Annotated in this window: 15 protein-coding genes; 7 read left to right on the top strand and 8 right to left on the bottom strand. The window is 44.0% G+C overall.

Features of this window, described 5'->3' with window-relative positions; translation table 11 throughout:
* Positions 1-70 precede the first annotated feature (70 nt).
* The 3 genes from FTV43_RS03665 to FTV43_RS03655 are packed head-to-tail and all read right to left on the bottom strand — an operon-like array spanning position 71 to position 2,468.
* Positions 71-322 (bottom strand): DUF6587 family protein, encoded by a 252-nt coding sequence (locus FTV43_RS03665; RefSeq protein WP_004975717.1) that lies wholly within the window; start codon positions 320-322, stop codon positions 71-73.
* 32 nt (positions 323-354) lie between these two features.
* Positions 355-2,211 carry a ferrous iron transporter B gene (locus tag FTV43_RS03660; RefSeq protein ID WP_179994899.1) on the bottom strand — a complete coding sequence of 619 codons (1,857 nt, stop codon included), beginning with the start codon at positions 2,209-2,211 and terminating at the stop codon, positions 355-357.
* The gene (locus FTV43_RS03655) at positions 2,208-2,468 is read right to left on the bottom strand and encodes a FeoA family protein (RefSeq protein WP_168418377.1); all 261 of its coding nucleotides are present in this window, start codon (positions 2,466-2,468) and stop codon (positions 2,208-2,210) included. The genes FTV43_RS03660 and FTV43_RS03655 overlap by 4 nt, the downstream gene beginning before the upstream one ends.
* A 184-nt stretch (positions 2,469-2,652) precedes the next feature.
* Here FTV43_RS03655 and xerD point away from each other — a divergent pair, with 184 nt between their 5' ends.
* The 4 genes from xerD to thrC all read left to right on the top strand — a co-directional run bounded on the left by xerD (position 2,653) and on the right by thrC (position 7,176).
* Positions 2,653-3,570 carry a site-specific tyrosine recombinase XerD gene (gene xerD / locus FTV43_RS03650; RefSeq protein ID WP_168418375.1) on the top strand — a complete coding sequence of 306 codons (918 nt, stop codon included), beginning with the start codon at positions 2,653-2,655 and terminating at the stop codon, positions 3,568-3,570.
* Positions 3,571-3,659: 89 nt separating this feature from the next.
* Positions 3,660-4,475: a DsbC family protein gene (locus FTV43_RS03645; RefSeq protein ID WP_179994898.1), complete on the top strand. Its 816-nt coding sequence runs from the start codon at positions 3,660-3,662 to the stop codon at positions 4,473-4,475.
* Between the two features lie 199 nt (positions 4,476-4,674).
* Positions 4,675-5,979, top strand: coding sequence for a homoserine dehydrogenase (locus FTV43_RS03640; RefSeq protein WP_004975708.1), 1,305 nt, complete (start codon positions 4,675-4,677; stop codon positions 5,977-5,979).
* A 57-nt stretch (positions 5,980-6,036) separates the two neighbouring features.
* A complete protein-coding gene (thrC, locus tag FTV43_RS03635; protein ID WP_179994897.1) occupies positions 6,037-7,176 on the top strand; it encodes a threonine synthase in 1,140 nt (379 codons plus the stop codon).
* A gap of 120 nt (positions 7,177-7,296) precedes the next feature.
* On the opposite strand, the gene FTV43_RS03630 is transcribed toward thrC, so the two are convergent.
* Positions 7,297-8,388 carry a serine hydrolase gene (locus FTV43_RS03630; protein WP_131260992.1) on the bottom strand — a complete coding sequence of 364 codons (1,092 nt, stop codon included), beginning with the start codon at positions 8,386-8,388 and terminating at the stop codon, positions 7,297-7,299.
* A 215-nt stretch (positions 8,389-8,603) separates the two neighbouring features.
* Here FTV43_RS03630 and FTV43_RS03625 point away from each other — a divergent pair, with 215 nt between their 5' ends.
* The 3 genes from FTV43_RS03625 to FTV43_RS03615 all read left to right on the top strand — a co-directional run bounded on the left by FTV43_RS03625 (position 8,604) and on the right by FTV43_RS03615 (position 12,355).
* Entirely contained in the window at positions 8,604-9,239 is a 636-nt protein-coding gene (locus FTV43_RS03625; protein WP_004975702.1) for a response regulator, read from the top strand.
* A gap of 50 nt (positions 9,240-9,289) precedes the next feature.
* Positions 9,290-10,852: a PAS domain-containing sensor histidine kinase gene (locus FTV43_RS03620; RefSeq protein ID WP_004975700.1), complete on the top strand. Its 1,563-nt coding sequence runs from the start codon at positions 9,290-9,292 to the stop codon at positions 10,850-10,852.
* Between the two features lie 69 nt (positions 10,853-10,921).
* On the top strand, positions 10,922-12,355 hold the full coding sequence (locus tag FTV43_RS03615) for a sigma-54 dependent transcriptional regulator (protein WP_179994896.1): 1,434 nt from the start codon (positions 10,922-10,924) through the stop codon (positions 12,353-12,355).
* Between the two features lie 49 nt (positions 12,356-12,404).
* Here FTV43_RS03615 and FTV43_RS03610 read toward each other — a convergent pair whose 3' ends face one another.
* The 4 genes from FTV43_RS03610 to lptF form a co-directional block, all read right to left on the bottom strand.
* A complete protein-coding gene (locus tag FTV43_RS03610) occupies positions 12,405-13,568 on the bottom strand; it encodes a S41 family peptidase (RefSeq protein ID WP_004975690.1) in 1,164 nt (387 codons plus the stop codon).
* 24 nt (positions 13,569-13,592) lie between these two features.
* Positions 13,593-15,140 carry a 2,3-bisphosphoglycerate-independent phosphoglycerate mutase gene (gene gpmI / locus FTV43_RS03605; RefSeq protein WP_179994895.1) on the bottom strand — a complete coding sequence of 516 codons (1,548 nt, stop codon included), beginning with the start codon at positions 15,138-15,140 and terminating at the stop codon, positions 13,593-13,595.
* 145 nt (positions 15,141-15,285) lie between these two features.
* Positions 15,286-16,356: an LPS export ABC transporter permease LptG gene (gene lptG / locus FTV43_RS03600; RefSeq protein ID WP_179994894.1), complete on the bottom strand. Its 1,071-nt coding sequence runs from the start codon at positions 16,354-16,356 to the stop codon at positions 15,286-15,288.
* Position 16,357: 1 nt separating this feature from the next.
* Positions 16,358-17,458 carry an LPS export ABC transporter permease LptF gene (gene lptF, locus FTV43_RS03595; protein WP_179994893.1) on the bottom strand — a complete coding sequence of 367 codons (1,101 nt, stop codon included), beginning with the start codon at positions 17,456-17,458 and terminating at the stop codon, positions 16,358-16,360.
* Positions 17,459-17,548 lie beyond the last annotated feature (90 nt).

Below are 17,548 nucleotides of genomic sequence, written 5' to 3'. Positions count from 1 at the left end.
CAGTGCGTAAAAAAACCGTCATATTGCAGACGGTTTTTAAAAAGAATATTGCTAAAGTGAATAAACAAGCCTATTTCCACTTCACCGCTTGAACTTCAACTTTCTTTTCTGCGGGTTGATCTTGAGAATCACAACCACAACTGCCGCCACAGCCTGCCGCGGCTGCAGGTTTTAGCCATTTGGCCAAGCCATGCCAGCCTTTTTCAGTACAGAAATTGGAGAGTTTTAGAAAAACTGCGCCAGAAGTCTTGGGAAAGACTTTTTTAAAGACTACTACAGCACTCCACAGTACCAATGCAGCAACAATTAAAATTTCAACCATGTTCATCTACTCCTGTAGGTCAGGCATGTGCCTTAACCCAACAAATACGATGCCGTTTGATAAGTCAGGAATGACATGAAATAAGCCAAACCAAATAGATAGCAGGTCATAATACTGACCGTACGCCATGATCCTGTTTCGCGTTTTACCGTTGCTAAAGTTGCCAAACAATGCGGTGCATAAATAAACCACACCAATAACGATAAACCCGTTGCCAATGACCAGCCCAGTTCACCACCACCACTAATTAAAGCAGCCAAACCTTGGGACATGGCATCTTCATCCACTGCAGATAAGGCATAGACTGTGCCTAATGCAGCCACCACCACTTCACGCGCTGCCATCGCAGGAATCAAGGCAATCACGATCTGCCAGTTAAAGCCCACAGGAGCAAAAATTGGCTGTAATACATGCCCCAGCATCCCTGCAAAACTATAGTCAATTGCAGGCATGGTCGCGCCTTCAGGCGGCTGCGGGAACGTACACAAGAACCACAATAAAATCGACAGTGCAAAAATAATGCCACCGACACGCTTTAAGAAAATTTTGGCGCGATCTAGCAAACCAATCCAAACACTTTTTAGGTCTGGAAAACGGTAACTTGGTAGTTCCATCAACAAGACATGCTCAGATTTATCTTTTTGCAAAAATTTAAGCACAAAAGATACGCCCAAGGCACTCACAATGCCTGCCATATACAGACCGAACAAGACCAGACCTTGTAAATTAAACATGCCCCATACGGTTTGATTGGGAATGAATGCTGCGATGAGTAAGGCATATACAGGCAAGCGCGCAGAACAAGTCATTAACGGCGCAACCATAATCGTGGTTAAACGATCACGTGGGTCAGCAATACTACGTGTTGCCATAATGCCCGGCACTGCACAGGCAAAACTAGACAGCAATGGAATAAAGGCACGACCACTCAAACCTGCGCTAAACATCAGCTTATCGAGCAAGAATGCGGCACGTGGCAAATAACCCGATTCCTCTAAAATTAAAATAAACAGGAACAGAATTAAAATTTGCGGCAAGAACACCACCACACCGCCTGCGCCCGCAATAATGCCATCCACAATCAAGCTGTTCAGCAAGGGATGGCTAATGTTTTCGCCAATCACTTCACCTAGCCAGCCAAATAAACTTTCGATGCCATCCATAAACGGTGCAGCCCAAGCAAATACCGCTTGGAAGACAACAAACATCATCACCGCAAGGCTGACTAAACCGAATACAGGATGTAAAAAAATTTTATCGAGGAAGTCGGAGCGTTTGTCTTCTTGATCTACAAAGTGCACCACATCATGCAAAATGGTTTGAATCCGTTGGTGCTGGCTGCCTTTTAAGCCTGTCAATTCAGTCTGTGGTACTGCAAACTTACCCAAATCCAAAGCATTCATTAAATTTTGAATACCTGAATCACGCACCGCAACGGTTTCCACCACAGGCACACCCAAACGCTCAGATAGCTTTTGCGTATTAATTTGCATTCCGCGGCGGCGTGCTTCATCCATCATATTGAGCACCAATAAAATTGGACGTCCCAACTCAATCATTTCCAGCACCAAACCTAAATGCAGTTTCAGGTTAGTCGCATCGACCACACACAAAAATGCATCTTGCTGACCTTCTTCAGCAATTTTGCCCTGTACTACATCACGGGTAATGGCTTCATCTGGACTAGTGGCTTCTAGGCTGTAGGTTCCTGGCAAATCCAGTACACGTACCGCCTGCCCCGAAGGCAAGTTGAACTGACCCACTTTGCGCTCTACGGTAACACCCGCATAGTTTGCAACTTTCTGACGTGTCCCTGTCAAATGGTTAAATAAAGAAGTTTTACCGCAGTTTGGATTCCCTACAAGTGCGATACGTAAGGGATCACTCATGCAGTTACTCCCTGCTCAATTTCAACGCGATCAGCTTCCACTTTGCGCAAGGCAAAACGGGTAAATCCCACCTGAATTAAGATTGGATCTCCACCAAAAATACCTTTGGTAATCACCTGCACAGGCGTTCCAGGCACAAAGCCCAACGTTTCTAAGCGATTCGCAACCAAATCATTTAGGGATGTTCCACCATCGGCAGTCCGAAGTACCTGACGAATGATGGCTGTTTGTTTTGCTTTGAGTTCTGACAAACGCACCGTGAAATTCCTATACTATTTTGCCCATTATATACGCAAATGAGAATAATTAACAAATAAGGTCAACTTACATTTAATGGTTTTATATCACATCGACAGGCTTACTGAATTGGATTAGAGTAGAAAATAACTATGCCTATTATCGTTTTTCCCAATCAATATTGGGATTTTTCATGTGATCACTATGCTGAACAAAAAACCGCGTATTCCTGCTGCAATTCAAATTCCAGAATCCCTGAGTTTTTTGGAAGGTTATCGCAATGATTTAATTGCACAAAGTGTGAGCCCACATACACGTAATGCTTATTTATCCGATTTAATTCAGTGCAGCGAATATGTCAGTAAATCCATGCCAGACTGGCAACATGATGATATCTCTGATGTGTTGATTGCGCTGACCAAACAACAGAAAAGTCCACGCTCGATAGCACGCTGTCTTTCTGCCCTGCGCTCTTTTTACAAATTTTTAAGAGAACACAAACTACGTTCCGACAACCCTGTTGCAGCACATAAAACACCTAAGTTAGGTCGTGCTCTACCCAAAGACTTGTCCGAAGCCGATGTCGATGCATTGATTCAAGCACCGAATATTCAGACGGCCTTGGGCTTAAGAGATCGTGCCATGCTGGAAGTCCTGTATGCCTGCGGTTTACGTGTCACTGAATTGCTCAACTTGCGTCTAGACTTGATTAACCTCAAACAAGGTTATTTACGCATTGTGGGAAAAGGCAATAAAGAACGCTTAGTACCCATGGGGCAAGTCGCCTGTGAATGGATTGAACAATATTTAATAGAATCACGCCCACAGCTGTATAAAACCGCCACAGATTATCTATTTTTAACGCAGCATGGTGGCATTATGAGTCGCCAGAACTTCTGGTACGCCATTAAACGCTATGCCCTGCAAGCAGGCATTCAGGCCGAGTTATCGCCACACACCTTAAGACATGCATTTGCCACCCACTTGCTGAATCATGGTGCAGATTTACGTGTGGTACAAATGCTGCTCGGACATAGTGATTTATCTACCACACAAATTTATACCCATGTGGCACAAGTCCGTATGCAGCAACTACATGCCCAGCACCATCCACGGGCTTAAAATCAAAAACGACGCAGAAGTTTAACGATCACAACTATTTTTTGTTATGCTAACGCTCTATTTTTTACGCCAACAAGAAAGGGTTGTTTATGACATTTACCCGCTCAACACTTTTGATTGCCTGTTCACTTGCCAGTGCTTTTGCAATCACCGCTTGCTCAAATGCCAATAACGAAGACAAAAAGCAAACTACGCTCACCGCAAGTGCTCCCGCTACAGGTGAAGCATCGACTCTAATTGAACGCAATGCACAACAACGTCTAAGCACGACCTTGCAGCAACATTTTAAAACTGCAGGCATCAATGCCAAAATTACCGATATTAAAGCCACTGAAGTACCCAACCTATTTTGGGTGAGTCTTGAAGGCATGTCATCGGTCTATGCCACCAGTGATGGCAAATACATTATTCAGGGCGATGTGATCCGTTTAGGTGACAAAGAACTGCATAATGTCAGTGAAAACTTGCAAGCAGGCGTGAACAAGAAAATTTTTGCTGAATTAAAACAGGAAGATTTATTGGTATTCCCTGCCAAAGGCAAAACCAAACACGTCATTTATGTATTTACCGATGTCAGCTGCCCATATTGCCATCGTCTACATGAACAAATGGATGAAATGAACGGCAAAGGGATTGAAGTCCGTTACATTGCTTGGCCACGTGGCGAACAGCACATGCCAAACATGGAAGCGATCTGGTGTAGCGAAGACCGCCATGCAGCCTTTAATGCGGTTATGAATGGTGCACCAATTTCCCCTGCCAACTGTAAAAACCCAGTTCGTGCCCAATATCAACTGGGTTTAAATATGGGCGTAAATGGCACGCCAGCAATTTATAATGCTGAAGGGGTTTATTTGGGTGGCTATTTGTCTACTTCAGAATTGGTGAAGCGTTTAGAAAACTAAAAATACGCAGTTTTTGGGATGTTTCATCTTGGTTATAAACTAAGATGAAGCGTCCATAGACCCAATATAAATAACGAATTTTTATCTGTGATTTTACTTTTTTTTATATACAAAAGATAAGTGAGATCTGCCCTAGAGTCAGCGCGTTTTTTTAGCTATGATCTAAACTCGCTTAAAGTTGATTAATATGGAGTGTGACGTGAAACCAGTTCGTCTGGCAATCCTCGGTCTTGGTACTGTGGGTGGTGGTGCCCTTAAACTATTAAAAGAAAATGCTGCTGAGATTAGACGTCGCACCGGTCGTGAAATTGAAATCACTTATGTGGGAACACGTCGTCCGCGTCCTGACCTAAACTTGCCTGAATCGGTCAAGCAAAGCTCCGACTTGATGGACATTGTCCGTCAACCCGATGTAGACGTGGTGGTTGAAGTGATGGGCGGTATTCACCCTGCTTATGACGTGATCATGGAAGCCATGAAGCACGGCAAACAAGTAGTGACAGCCAACAAAGCCCTACTTGCAGAACACGGCAATGAGCTATTTAAAGCAGCTGAAGACAATGCCGTACAAATTGCCTATGAAGCTGCGGTTGCAGGTGGTATTCCAATTATTAAAGTCATCCGTGAAGGTTTGGCTGCCAACAAAATTGAATGGTTGGCAGGCATCATCAACGGTACAGGCAACTTCATTTTAAGTGAAATGCGTGAAAAAGGTCGTGCATTTGAAGACGTACTGAAAGAAGCACAAGAATTAGGCTATGCCGAAGCCGATCCGACTTTTGACGTCGAAGGTATTGATGCTGCTCACAAACTGACTATTTTGGCTTCATGTGCATTTGGTATTCCGCTACAGTTTGACAAAGTCTTTACCGAAGGTATTGGCAAAGTGACCGCGCAAGATGTGAAATATGCCGAAGAACTCGGTTTCCGCATCAAACACTTGGGTATTGCCCGTCGTACCGATAAAGGTATTGAATTGCGTGTTCACCCAACTTTAATTCCTGAAGAAGAATTGATTGCCAATGTTAATGGCGTGAAAAACGCGGTCTTGGTACAAGCCAATGCGGTTGGTCCAACGCTCTATTATGGCGCAGGTGCAGGTGCAGGCCCAACAGCCTCTGCAGTAGTTGCAGATGTCGTTGATATTGTCCGTGACATTTCTTATACCGAAGATGGCGCAGGTACAATTCCGCAATTGGCATTTGAAGCCTTAACCGACTTGCCAATTTTAAGCCGTGAAGAAATGACCACGGGTTACTACATTCGCATTAATGCCGAAGACCAAACTGGCGTACTTGCTGATGTGACCACTATTTTAAGCCGCGCGGGAATCAGTATTGATGCCATCATGCAGCAATCACGCTTGAAAGACCTTATTCCTATCGTGATTCTGACTGACCCAGTCCTAGAATCAAAAATGGATGAAGCGTTACAACAAATTCAAGCATTGCCAACCATTCATGGCGAAATTGTACGAATTCGTTTAGAATCGCTTGATAATTAATCGGGTGAAGGGGAGTATTTCCCCTTGCCAAGCTCTACACACAATTGGAACATCATCATGTCGAATGCCAATCGTTATACTGGTTTAGTTGACCGTTATCGTGACCGTTTACCAGTGTCTGCAACCACACGTGCAATCTCTCTAGGCGAAGGAAACACGCCACTGATTAAGCTTGAGAATATTCCACGCATTATTGGTAAAGATGTTGAAATTTATGTGAAGTATGAAGGCTTAAACCCGACAGGTTCATTTAAAGACCGTGGTATGACCATGGCAGTTACTAAAGCAGTTGAAGAAGGTTCAAAAGCCATTATCTGTGCATCTACAGGTAATACTTCTGCTGCTGCTGCTGCCTATGCTGCACGTGCAGGCATCAAAGCATTCGTTTTAATTCCTGAAGGCAAAATTGCCATGGGTAAAATGGCACAAGCGATGATGTACGGTGCCATCACCATGCAAATCCGCGGTAACTTTGACGATGGTATGCGTCTAGTTAAAGAAGTTGCTGACCAAGCACCTGTGACCATTGTGAACTCGATCAACCCTTACCGCCTACAAGGTCAAAAGACCATTGCGTATGAAATTGTAGATGAGTTAGGTCGTGCACCAGATTACCACTGCTTACCTGTAGGTAACGCAGGCAACATTACTGCACACTGGATGGGTTATACCGAAGCGGTTGCCAACCAATCTGCCGATCAATTCGAGCAAGTGGTCTATGACGCAGCAACGGACAAATTCACAGGTCCAAACCCTGAAGACCGCCCAATCATGGTGGGTTATCAAGCGTCTGGCGCTGCACCATTCTTACGTGGTGCGCCTGTAGAAAACCCTGAAACTGTTGCAACTGCAATTCGTATTGGTAACCCACAAAGCTGGAACCATGCCAAAGCCGTTGTACGCGATTCAGAAGGTTGGTTTGATGAGCTAACTGATGCTGAAATCTTAGAAGCACAGCGCATGCTTTCAATGTATGAAGGCGTATTTGTTGAGCCTGCATCTGCTGCGTCTATTGGTGGTGCAATGCGCGACATCAAAGCAGGTAAAATCAAAGAAGGTTCTGTGATTGTATGTACCGTAACAGGTAACGGTCTGAAAGATCCTGACACTGCAATGAAACAATGTGCAGATGCGGTGATGCTCTCTATTGATGCTACAATGCAACAAGTAAAAGACTCTATCCTTTCAAACATGTAAGTTTTGAATCGTGATCAAAAAAACCTGCATTAGCAGGTTTTTTTGTATTTGGAATCATGCAACTTTAACGGAAGTTGAGTCATACGATTGATAACTCAACGCTCCAAGCTGAATGTGCTCTTAAATACGTTTAGGTAACTGGCTTGCCCAACTCATTAAGCGAGTTGCATCATTGGTACGTGCTTGTGAAGTATCTGCACCCAAAAGCACCACCACTGCAGGACGGTTATTCAAAGTGGTATGCATCACCACACAACGCCCTGCTTCATTGATATAGCCTGTTTTAGACAGATTAATATTCCAACCACCATTACGTACCAGTGCATTGGTATTGTTAGATTTTAAAACACGATAACCCAAGTTAAAGTCATAGGTTGGCGTGGTTGAGAATTGGCGAATCAAACCATATTGCGAAGCGGTGCTGACCAAAATACCCAAATCACGCGCAGAAGATACATTACGTGGGTCTAAGCCTGTTGCTTCGGTAAAACGGGTAGAATGCATGCCCAATTCACGCGCTTTAGCATTCATTGCGGCTACAAAGGCATTTTTCCCACCTGGATAAGTACGTGCCAACGCTGCTGCTGCAGGATTTTCAGATTTCATTAATGCAAACAGTAACGCTTCGGCACGGTTTAACTTGTCGCCCACACGCAAAGTTGAGCTTGAGTTTTTACCTGCTGCACCTGCAAAATCAATCGATTGCAAAGTGATTTGTTCAGACATATTCAAACGTGCATCAGAAGTCACCACGGCAGTCATCACCTTGGTCACAGATGCAATAGGTAATGCCACATTGGTATTTTTGCTATACAGCACTTCACCTGTTTGCGCATCCATCACCAAAGCCGCACGTGCATTAACTGATGGTTGGTTGCTATAAGCAGAGGTATCTAAAATACGGACTGTTTTAGGCGCAGTGGAAGCAGGTGCAACACCATTGCTACTACGCACTGTAGTGGTAATTTTCGTTGAACCTGGCGGAGTAGGTTCAGCAACATAGCTCTCTGGCGCAGCCTGAGCGCTCGCACTGGTACTTTCCAGATCACCATTTAAGAATTGATCGGCTTGCTCCGAAGACCAACTTAAGGTCGCCTGACCGTCGCTCCCAGAGGAAGGATTGATGACAAGTTCAGCAAAACTGACAGAACTTAGGCTGAACATCATAGATGCGACCAGCACATGCATGAACGACTTCTTAGAATTTTTCACGACTGCTTACTCAACTCAGGGAGGTAAGATACATTTGCGTATTACCTCAAATATGCCTTACATTTAAAAATACAACAATGAATCGTTTTTGACACCATATTGTGCAGAACTTTTCATTCTAGATTAAGAATAGCATTGCTAATTTTGTCGTTTCATTGCAAGCTAATTTTGCTTTATGTAACAAAAAAGATGATTTTTTCAAAGGGAGAGTGTAGGTGATCACAGTTTTAGTAGTCGACGATCATGAATTGGTACGTACTGGGATTTGCCGTATGCTCGAAGACCATGCCGATGTGCAGGTGATTGGACAAGCTGAATCGGGTGAAGAAGCGATTACCTTAGTGCGTCAGCATCATCCCAATGTGGTGTTGTTAGATGTGAACATGCCTGGGATTGGAGGCGTAGAAACCACACGTCGTCTATTGCAAACTGCACCAGACACTAAGGTCTTGGCGGTGAGTGGTTTGGCAGAAGAACCCTACCCTTCTTTATTGCTGAAAGCAGGTGCAAAAGGCTATATCACCAAAGGCGCACCTGTCAGTGAAATGGTACGTGCCATTAAAAAAGTCATGCAGGGCGGTAAATACTTCAGTGCCGACATTGCCGAACAACTGGCAAGTTCATACTTATCTGACACACAACAATCGCCTTTTGATAGTCTTTCAGAACGTGAAATGCAAGTGGCGATGATGGTGGTGAATTGTATTAGCGCACAGGAAATTGCCGATAAGTTGTTTGTCAGTGTAAAAACCGTAAATACCTATCGTTACCGTATTTTTGAAAAATTAAATATTGATAGTGATGTCAAACTGACTCACCTTGCCATTCGTTATGGACTGATTAAACCCTAAACGTTCAATAATTTTCAACGCTGTTGATGCACAAATAAGACCTTTACGATATGCCAGATTTAAAACAACATTCTGAGTTAAATCAGTATCATCTTGGCATGTGGTATGGTACTTACCGACTGCTGATTGCCTTTTGTTTGCTGCTGATTACCCTACTCACCTTTCAGCAGCTTGGCACACAATATCAGCACCCGGGTTTATATCTATACACCTTGGTCTGCTATTTTATTTTTAGCTGCCTGCAACTGATCAGCTATAAATATATTCCTTTTAAAAGCACGCAACAACTGACCCTGTTTTTTGCAGTCGATATTATCGCGCTCAGTAGCCTGACTTTTGCCAGCGATGGCCCTAATTTATATTTAAGTCTGCTGTTTGCGATCACGATTTTTGCAGCATCACTCTTGCTGCAAAAGCGTAAAGCCTTAGCCATTACCCTCATCGCGATGATTATGGTGATTTACCAACACTTTGTTGGGAGTTTGCTGGACTTTTCATCGCTAAATAATATTGGTCAAAGTGCGCTATTGGCATTTTTATTTTGGGTGGTTTATGGCAGTGGACGTATTGCAGTACGGCGTTTCCAAATTTTAGAAAATCTAAATTTTTCGCAATCTTTGGAATTAAACCGCCTACAAAATATCAACCGTTATATTTTAGAACAAACCGAAATGGGCTATTTGGTTTTAGATGAAAATTGCTATGTCGTCCTCAGCAACCCTGCAGCCTGTCATCTGTTGGGGATTCATCCTAAATATGCGCACGCGACCTATCCATTGTATAAAATTCAGCCCGATTTATTTGATCTGTTCAAATTTGATCAATTGCAAGATGGAGAAAAATTTCAATTCGAGTCGCAACTAAGTCATTTTCATGTGCATATTCAGGTACAAAAACTCAAAGTGCCACATCAAACGCTGACTTTATTGGCGCTGCAGGATGGACGTAAAATCAATCAGCAAGTCCAGCAACTCAAATTAGCCGCCTTAGGACAACTCTCTGCCAGTATTGCGCACGAAATTCGTAACCCTTTGGCAGCCATTGTACAAGCCAACAATTTATTTACAGGCAGTGATGCTGCACAGCAACAATTGCTGTCGGACATGATCAGTAAACAAGCGACACGGATTGATAAGATTATTCACGACACGCTGAGTATGGTCAAAAATAAACAAACCACGCCTGTCGCGATTCAGCTCAATCAATTTTTGCCACAATTCATTCAGGAAGATTTACCTGATGCAGCGAGTCAAATTCAGCTTACACTGACCGAACCACTGAGCATCCAGTTTGATGAATCACAGTTTCGCCAAGTGCTGATTAACCTGATTCGTAACGCCATTCGACACAATGCTGCACAGCAGCCCATTGAGATTACGGTCTACCCGCAAACAACTTATATTTATATTGATGTGCGGGATTTTGGTGCAGGTGTCGCCAGTCAAGATCTCCTCTATCTGTTCCAGCCATTTTTCAGTACCGAAATCAATGGAACTGGTTTAGGATTGTATCTATCGCATAGTTTTTGCGAGGCGAATCAAGCCAAGCTGAGCTATGTAGAACAAGAACAAGGCGCATGTTTCAGGATGAAATGTCTACGTGCCATTGAATAAACGCGATTGATATTGGATCAATCTTGTTGCTGTGGTTTTGATTTAATTTTGTGTGGTTTTGGGGAAAATATGCACGCTGTTCAACCTTTGGTTTTATTGGTCGATGACGAAGAAGACCTTTGTACCCTCATGCAGATGACTTTGGCACGTATGGGGATTCAAACCCATGTGGCCTACCGTCTGGAACAAGCGAAACAGCAACTGGCTGAACATCATTATGATGCTTGTTTAACCGACTTAAACCTACCCGATGGCAATGGCTTGCAACTGGTTGAATGGATTTCCGAACAATATCCGAATGTACCTGTTGCCGTATTGACCGCCTACGGCAATATGGATATTGCGATTGCTGCTTTAAAAGCAGGTGCATTTGACTTTGTCAGCAAGCCTGTCAATCAAATACATTTACAGCAACTCCTTGAAAAAGCACTGAATAAACCTTTCGACACCACCGATCATCACAGCCAAGATCAGCTTGAATATAAAATGTTGATTGGGCAGTCTTTGCCTATTCAACAATTGCGCAGCACCATCAAAAAAATTGCGCGCTCGCAAGCGCCTGTATTTATTACAGGCGAATCGGGTACGGGGAAAGAAGTTGTCGCCAATTTGGTTCACCGTTTAAGTAACCGCAACGAAGGACCATTTATTGCAATTAACTGTGGTGCAATCCCCACCGAACTCATGGAAAGCGAGCTATTTGGACACAAAAAAGGTAGCTTTACAGGAGCGACTCAAGACAAACAAGGTCTGATTCAATCTGCACATGGTGGCAGCTTATTTTTAGATGAAATTGCCGAACTGCCACTGAGCATGCAAGTCAAACTGCTGCGTGCCGTTCAGGAAAAGCGCATCCGTCCTGTGGGTTCAGATAGTGAAATTGATGTCGATTTTCGTGTGATCAGCGCCAGTCATCAGGACTTAGAAAGTTTGGTTCAGCAAGGACGTTTCCGTCAGGATTTATTCTTCCGTATTCACGTGATGGATTTGGTCTTGCCTGCCTTGCGTGAACGTGGACAAGATATTCTGTTATTGGCAGACCACTTCATTCAAAAAGTTGCACAAGAATGGGACATTCCTGCCAAACAACTGACACCTCGTGCCCAGCAATTTTTATTAGAACAGTACTATCCAGGTAATGTGCGTGAGTTACGCAATATTATTGAACGTGCCATTACCCTGAGTGATGATGATGTTATTGATCTCAAACACTTACAAACCGCACCCTTGCGCCAATTCAGTATGAGCAATACAGCAACCACTGAATCACAACCTACAGCAGAAACACCACAGCAGATCGTGACAGATGTATTGCTGACAGGACGCAAACTGCCTGAAGAAGGTTTAGAAGCCTACTTGGAAAAAGTAGAAAAAGACATTTTACTGAATGCGCTGCACCTGACCCACTGGAACCGTACGTTGGCAGCAAAAAAATTGGGCATGTCTTTCCGTTCTTTGCGCTATCGTCTGAAAAAGTTTGGATTAGATACTGAAGATGAGTAAACGCTAAACAATGAAGACTGTCTAAAAATACGTGTTACTCAGATGAGACTTAACGGCGGCTCAGCAGTAAATCTGCCACATGCTCAAGATAAGCCTCTTCTTTCATTTCAGGACTTTGAATATATTGCTGATTCGGCTGAATCCCAACCCCTTCAATCATTTGCTCGCGTGGGGTGTAATAATGCGAAACCGTCATTTGTAAGGCAGCACCATCGCTAAGTGGGAACAGCTTTTGCACCACCCCCTTGCCATAACTTTTTTCGCCCATCACCCAAGCGCGTGAATGGTCTTTTAAAGCACCGGTAAAGACTTCTGCCGCAGATGCAGAGCGATGATTAATCAGTACTCCGACTTTTAAATTTTGAAATTCAAAGCTAGGTAACGCCTGAAATTGTTGATCGCCTTCAGAACGACTTTTGGTCGATACAATCACACCCTGATTTAAAAATAAATCGGCAGATTCCACCGCAGCAGACAGTAAGCCTCCTGGGTTATTACGCAGATCAATCAATACGGCTTTTAAGCGTGGCGTGCTATGTTCTTCAATTAAGCGTTTAATTTCATTGGCGGTGTCTTGCTGAAACACACGTACTTTTAACAACAAGACCTGATTAGAAAGCATCTGCGCCTGAATATCGGTTTCTACTTTTTTGTTGCGTACCAACATAATTTCAGGCTGATTGGCTGCACGTTGTACGCTTACAGTCGATCCCACTGAGCCTGTGAGCAGGTTATTGACCTGATCTGCACTCAGCTTTTTCAGTTCTTGGTTATCAATTTTAAATAGGCTGTCGCCATTCTTCAGCCCTTGTTTAGCCGAGTCGGCATTGGCACTTAAATTTTGAATGACCCAATGTTGCTGGGCAGCGTCATAGCGCAAAGTAAAATCAACCGAGGCCAAGTCGCCTTCGGTATATTGTAAAAGTTGTTTATATTCTTCAGCAGTTAAATAGCGTGAATAACGGTCTAAACCGCTCACCAAGCCACGAATGGCTTGCTGAAACAAGGCATCATCACTTTTTTCAGTCACATAGTTGTCTTTGACAATGCCATAGATTTGTACAAATTCCTGTATCGACTCTACAGGCACATCGACATAGTCCTGTTGTAGTGTAGGGCCATCTAACTCCCAATCTGGCGCAGCCCAAACACTCGAATGACTGGCACACAACACGCTTGCCAACACAACCGCATAAATTTTGTGAGCCGTCATTCCATCATCTACCTGTATCGAGGGTTATGCCTGTAAGCGAATTAAGTTGCGACCTTGCATATCTGCTGGCACTGGCAATTGCATCAAATTCAATAAAGTTGGTGCAACATCTGCCAACACACCACCTTCCAAAATGGTGGCCTGAGTTGGGCCTACATAAATGAATGGCACCAATTCAGTGGTGTGCTGAGTATGTACCTGACCACTGTCATAGTCTTGCATTTGCTCGACGTTACCATGATCAGCTGTAATAATCATGTGACCTTGTTTCGCCATCACCGCTTCATAGACACGACCCAAACAGGTATCTACTGCTTCCACTGCTTTGACAGCTGCATCAAACACACCAGTATGACCGACCATATCGCCATTGGCATAGTTCACCACCAACAAATCATATTCACCTGAATTAATGGCTGCAACCAGTTCATCAGTCACTTCATAAGCGCTCATTTCAGGTTTTAAGTCGTAGGTTGCTACGTTTGGCGATGGAATCAGGATACGTTTTTCACCCGGATATTCATCTTCACGACCACCACTAAAGAAGAACGTCACGTGTGCGTATTTTTCAGTTTCAGCAATACGCAATTGTGTTTTGCCCAAGTCTGATAAATATTCACCAATCGAGTTTTTCAAATCTTCTGGCATGTACGCCACTGGCGCAGCAATGCTGGCTTGATAACGGGTCAGCATCACAAATTTAGATAATTGCGGCACAACTTTACGTTCAAAACCAGCAAAATCCTGTTCCACAAAGGCTTTGGTCAATTCACGTGCACGGTCAGCACGGAAGTTCATAAACACCACGCTGTCGCCATCTTGAATTTTGGCAATTTCACCAATACGGGTGGCTTTAACAAACTCGTCGCTTTCATCTGCCGCATAAGCCGCTCCCAAGCCTTCAACCGCAGTTGCCGCAGTGCGTACTGCCTCACCTTCGGTAAGTAGACGATAGGCTTGTTCTACACGATCCCAACGGTTGTCACGATCCATCGCATAGTAGCGACCAATCAGGCTGGCAATACGACCTTGATTTGGATATTGTGCAAATAATGCGTCCAGTTTTTCCAAAGAAGGCTGCGCGCTTTTTGGTGGCGTATCACGGCCATCTAAAAAGGCATGTAGATAAACTTTTGCACCACGTTTTAATGCCAATTCTGCCATCGCCACGATATGATCTTCATGCGAATGCACACCGCCTTCAGACAATAAACCAAGCAGATGCACTGCACCGTTGGCTGCTTTGGCTTTTTCTACCGCATCGACCAACACTTCATGTTCAAAGAAAGCGCCTGTACGAATGTCTTTGGTAATACGGGTAAAGTCTTGGTACAACACACGTCCTGCACCCAAGTTCATGTGACCAACTTCAGAGTTACCCATTTGACCATCTGGCAAGCCCACATCTTCACCTGAACCAGAGATCAAACCATGCGGATGCTTTTCCTGCATAGCAGTCAAATTTGGTCGTTTCGCTGCTAAAAACGCGTTGTCTTCGACCGCTTCGCGATGACCCACACCATCCATAATCACCAATACGTGAGGGATTTTGCCAGCAGTTGCATCCGCCATAATCAATACTCTTTTTCGTCTACAAATTAATCATGCTATCTTAACGAATTTTGCGTCAAGACTCTATGTTCAGAAGATGGTTTCCGCCACTGATTCAGATAGGTTTACCCAATCATACGGAAAAAGCAGCAGCATCGGCCCGCACTTAACGCGCACGATGCAGTAAGTAACCGCCGATGACAAACATCAGAATAATAGGAATAAATACGAACCACGCAGGCGATGGTGCATAGACCAAGCTGGCATAGCCCAAGAAATCCTGTAAATAAAAGAAGGTTAAGCCGACAAATAAAGCAATCACCAAACGGAAACCCATAGATTGCTGACGTAACGGCCCAAAAATAAAGGAGCAAGCAATCACCACCAAAGCAATCAGCGCAAAGGGTGCACCAAGTTTTTGCCAGAACGCCAGTTGGTAGGTTTTGGGTACTTGGCTGTATTCATGCATATAACTCATGAAACTGACCAATTGACTTGGGGATAAATCTTCAGGGTCGATGGTGACCATGTGCACATATTTCGGTTGCAATGCTAAAGCCAAAGCCTGTTCGCTGTTTTTAGCTAAAGTCGCGTTGCCCGCCTGCAAAATATCCATCTGTTCAGTTTGATTGAGCAACCAACTACCGTCTTTAACAAACTGTCCCTGATCTGCAGACAATGTACCACGCAAGCGATAATTATCATCAAAATCGACCACTTGTACATTTTTGAGCTGCCCTTGGGCATTGGCGTAGTCAATATAAATAAAACGATTGCCTTCGCGCGACCAATAGCCACGAACTTCACCCAGCTCAGCGACGCTACGGTGACTTTTAACACTTTTGGCTTGTTCATTGGTGTATGGAATCACCCATTCACTGAGCACAAAAGACAGCAGTACCAATACCATGGCGGAACGAATCACCCATCCCACAATACGCCACAGGCTAATCCCTGCAGAACGCATCACAATCAATTCGCTGTTGGATGCCAACGTACCCAAGCCTAACACTGCGCCAATCAAGGCAGAAATCGGCAAAATTTCATAGAGATAATTTGGCGCACCCCACAATACATACAGCAATGCCTGCCATGCACTATAGTTTTCATTGAGTGAACCCAATTCGCCTAAATAGGTAAACAACACCTGCAAACCAGACAAAATTGCCGTTGCACCAAACATAGCCAGTGCAGTGGTCTTGATGACGTGTTTTGCAACTATACGACGTGCCAACATCTTAAGACCTCACTCGCTGAATTTGCTGCTTAATTTTAGGTGCTAGTTTTTGTTTACGTGAGAACAAGGCTGCCGCAATCGCATAAGCCAACAACACCAACGGATAAGCAATCATGCCCATTTCTTGTTTGCTGATACGGGTTTTAACCGCCATGAGCGCCACAATCAAACTGGCGAAAATTAACAAGGCAGGAAACAGTTTTAAATAACGCCCCTGACGCGGACTAACTTCTGACAATGCCACGGCTAAAAACAACGCCACCACAATCGCAAAAGGCACAAAAATACGCCATCCCAGTTCACTTGCGACCACAGGGTCTGCACGGTTTTTCCAAAGTTGCGAGGTGGTTAAGGCTTCTACTTCGGCACTTTCAAATTTAGCTTCTTTGTCATTCTCTAAACGTAAACGATAACTTTGGAATTCTGCCTGTGAATATTTGGCTGTGCCCGGAAATATTTCATAACGACGCCCTTCGACCAAATCCACCACATTGGCAGGATCATTTTCCAGCTCTACCCGTGTCGCTTCTTTTGCTAGAATCATGACATCAGGACGACCTGCTTTTTCTGCACGTTGATAAAAGAAAATATCTTTCAGGTTTTTACGATCTTCGGACAGATCGCCTGCGTAAATGGTATATGGCCCTGAAGAAATAAATTCTTTGGGTCGCACCAAATCAAAACCTGTGCGTACTGCCTGACTGGTGGTCAGTGCTTCGAACTGACGCAGTCCCCACGGTGATGCCCACAGCATTAAAAAGCCTTGGAAGATCAAAAATCCTAGCGTCATTGGCACCAATAAACGTGCCAGTTGATGCCGGCTCACGCCACTGCTGTTGAGCACTGCCATTTCATGATCGACATATAAACGACCAAAGACCAGCATCAAACCAATAAAGAAGCCCAAAGGTAAGATCAGCGTCAAAAATTCAGGCAAGCGATAGCCAATGATGCTGAATAAAATACTCGCATCCAAACGCCCTTGTGCCGCTACGCCAAAATACTTGATCAAGCGACCACCCATCATGATCAAAGTCAGTAAGGCAATCACAACCAAGGATGTCGACACAACTTGCTTGACCAAATAACGCCGAATAATCAAATTATTTCTTCCAAAATGTGAGGGAATCCAATTCGCGTTAGTTTACCTGAATGTTGAAAATATAAAACCTATCGCCTTGTTATACATTGA

It is taken from the genome of Acinetobacter sp. YH16053, assembly GCF_013417035.1.
GTDB classification, from domain to species: Bacteria; Pseudomonadota; Gammaproteobacteria; order Pseudomonadales; family Moraxellaceae; genus Acinetobacter; species Acinetobacter towneri.
This window is presented reverse-complemented; position numbering and strand designations above follow the sequence as displayed.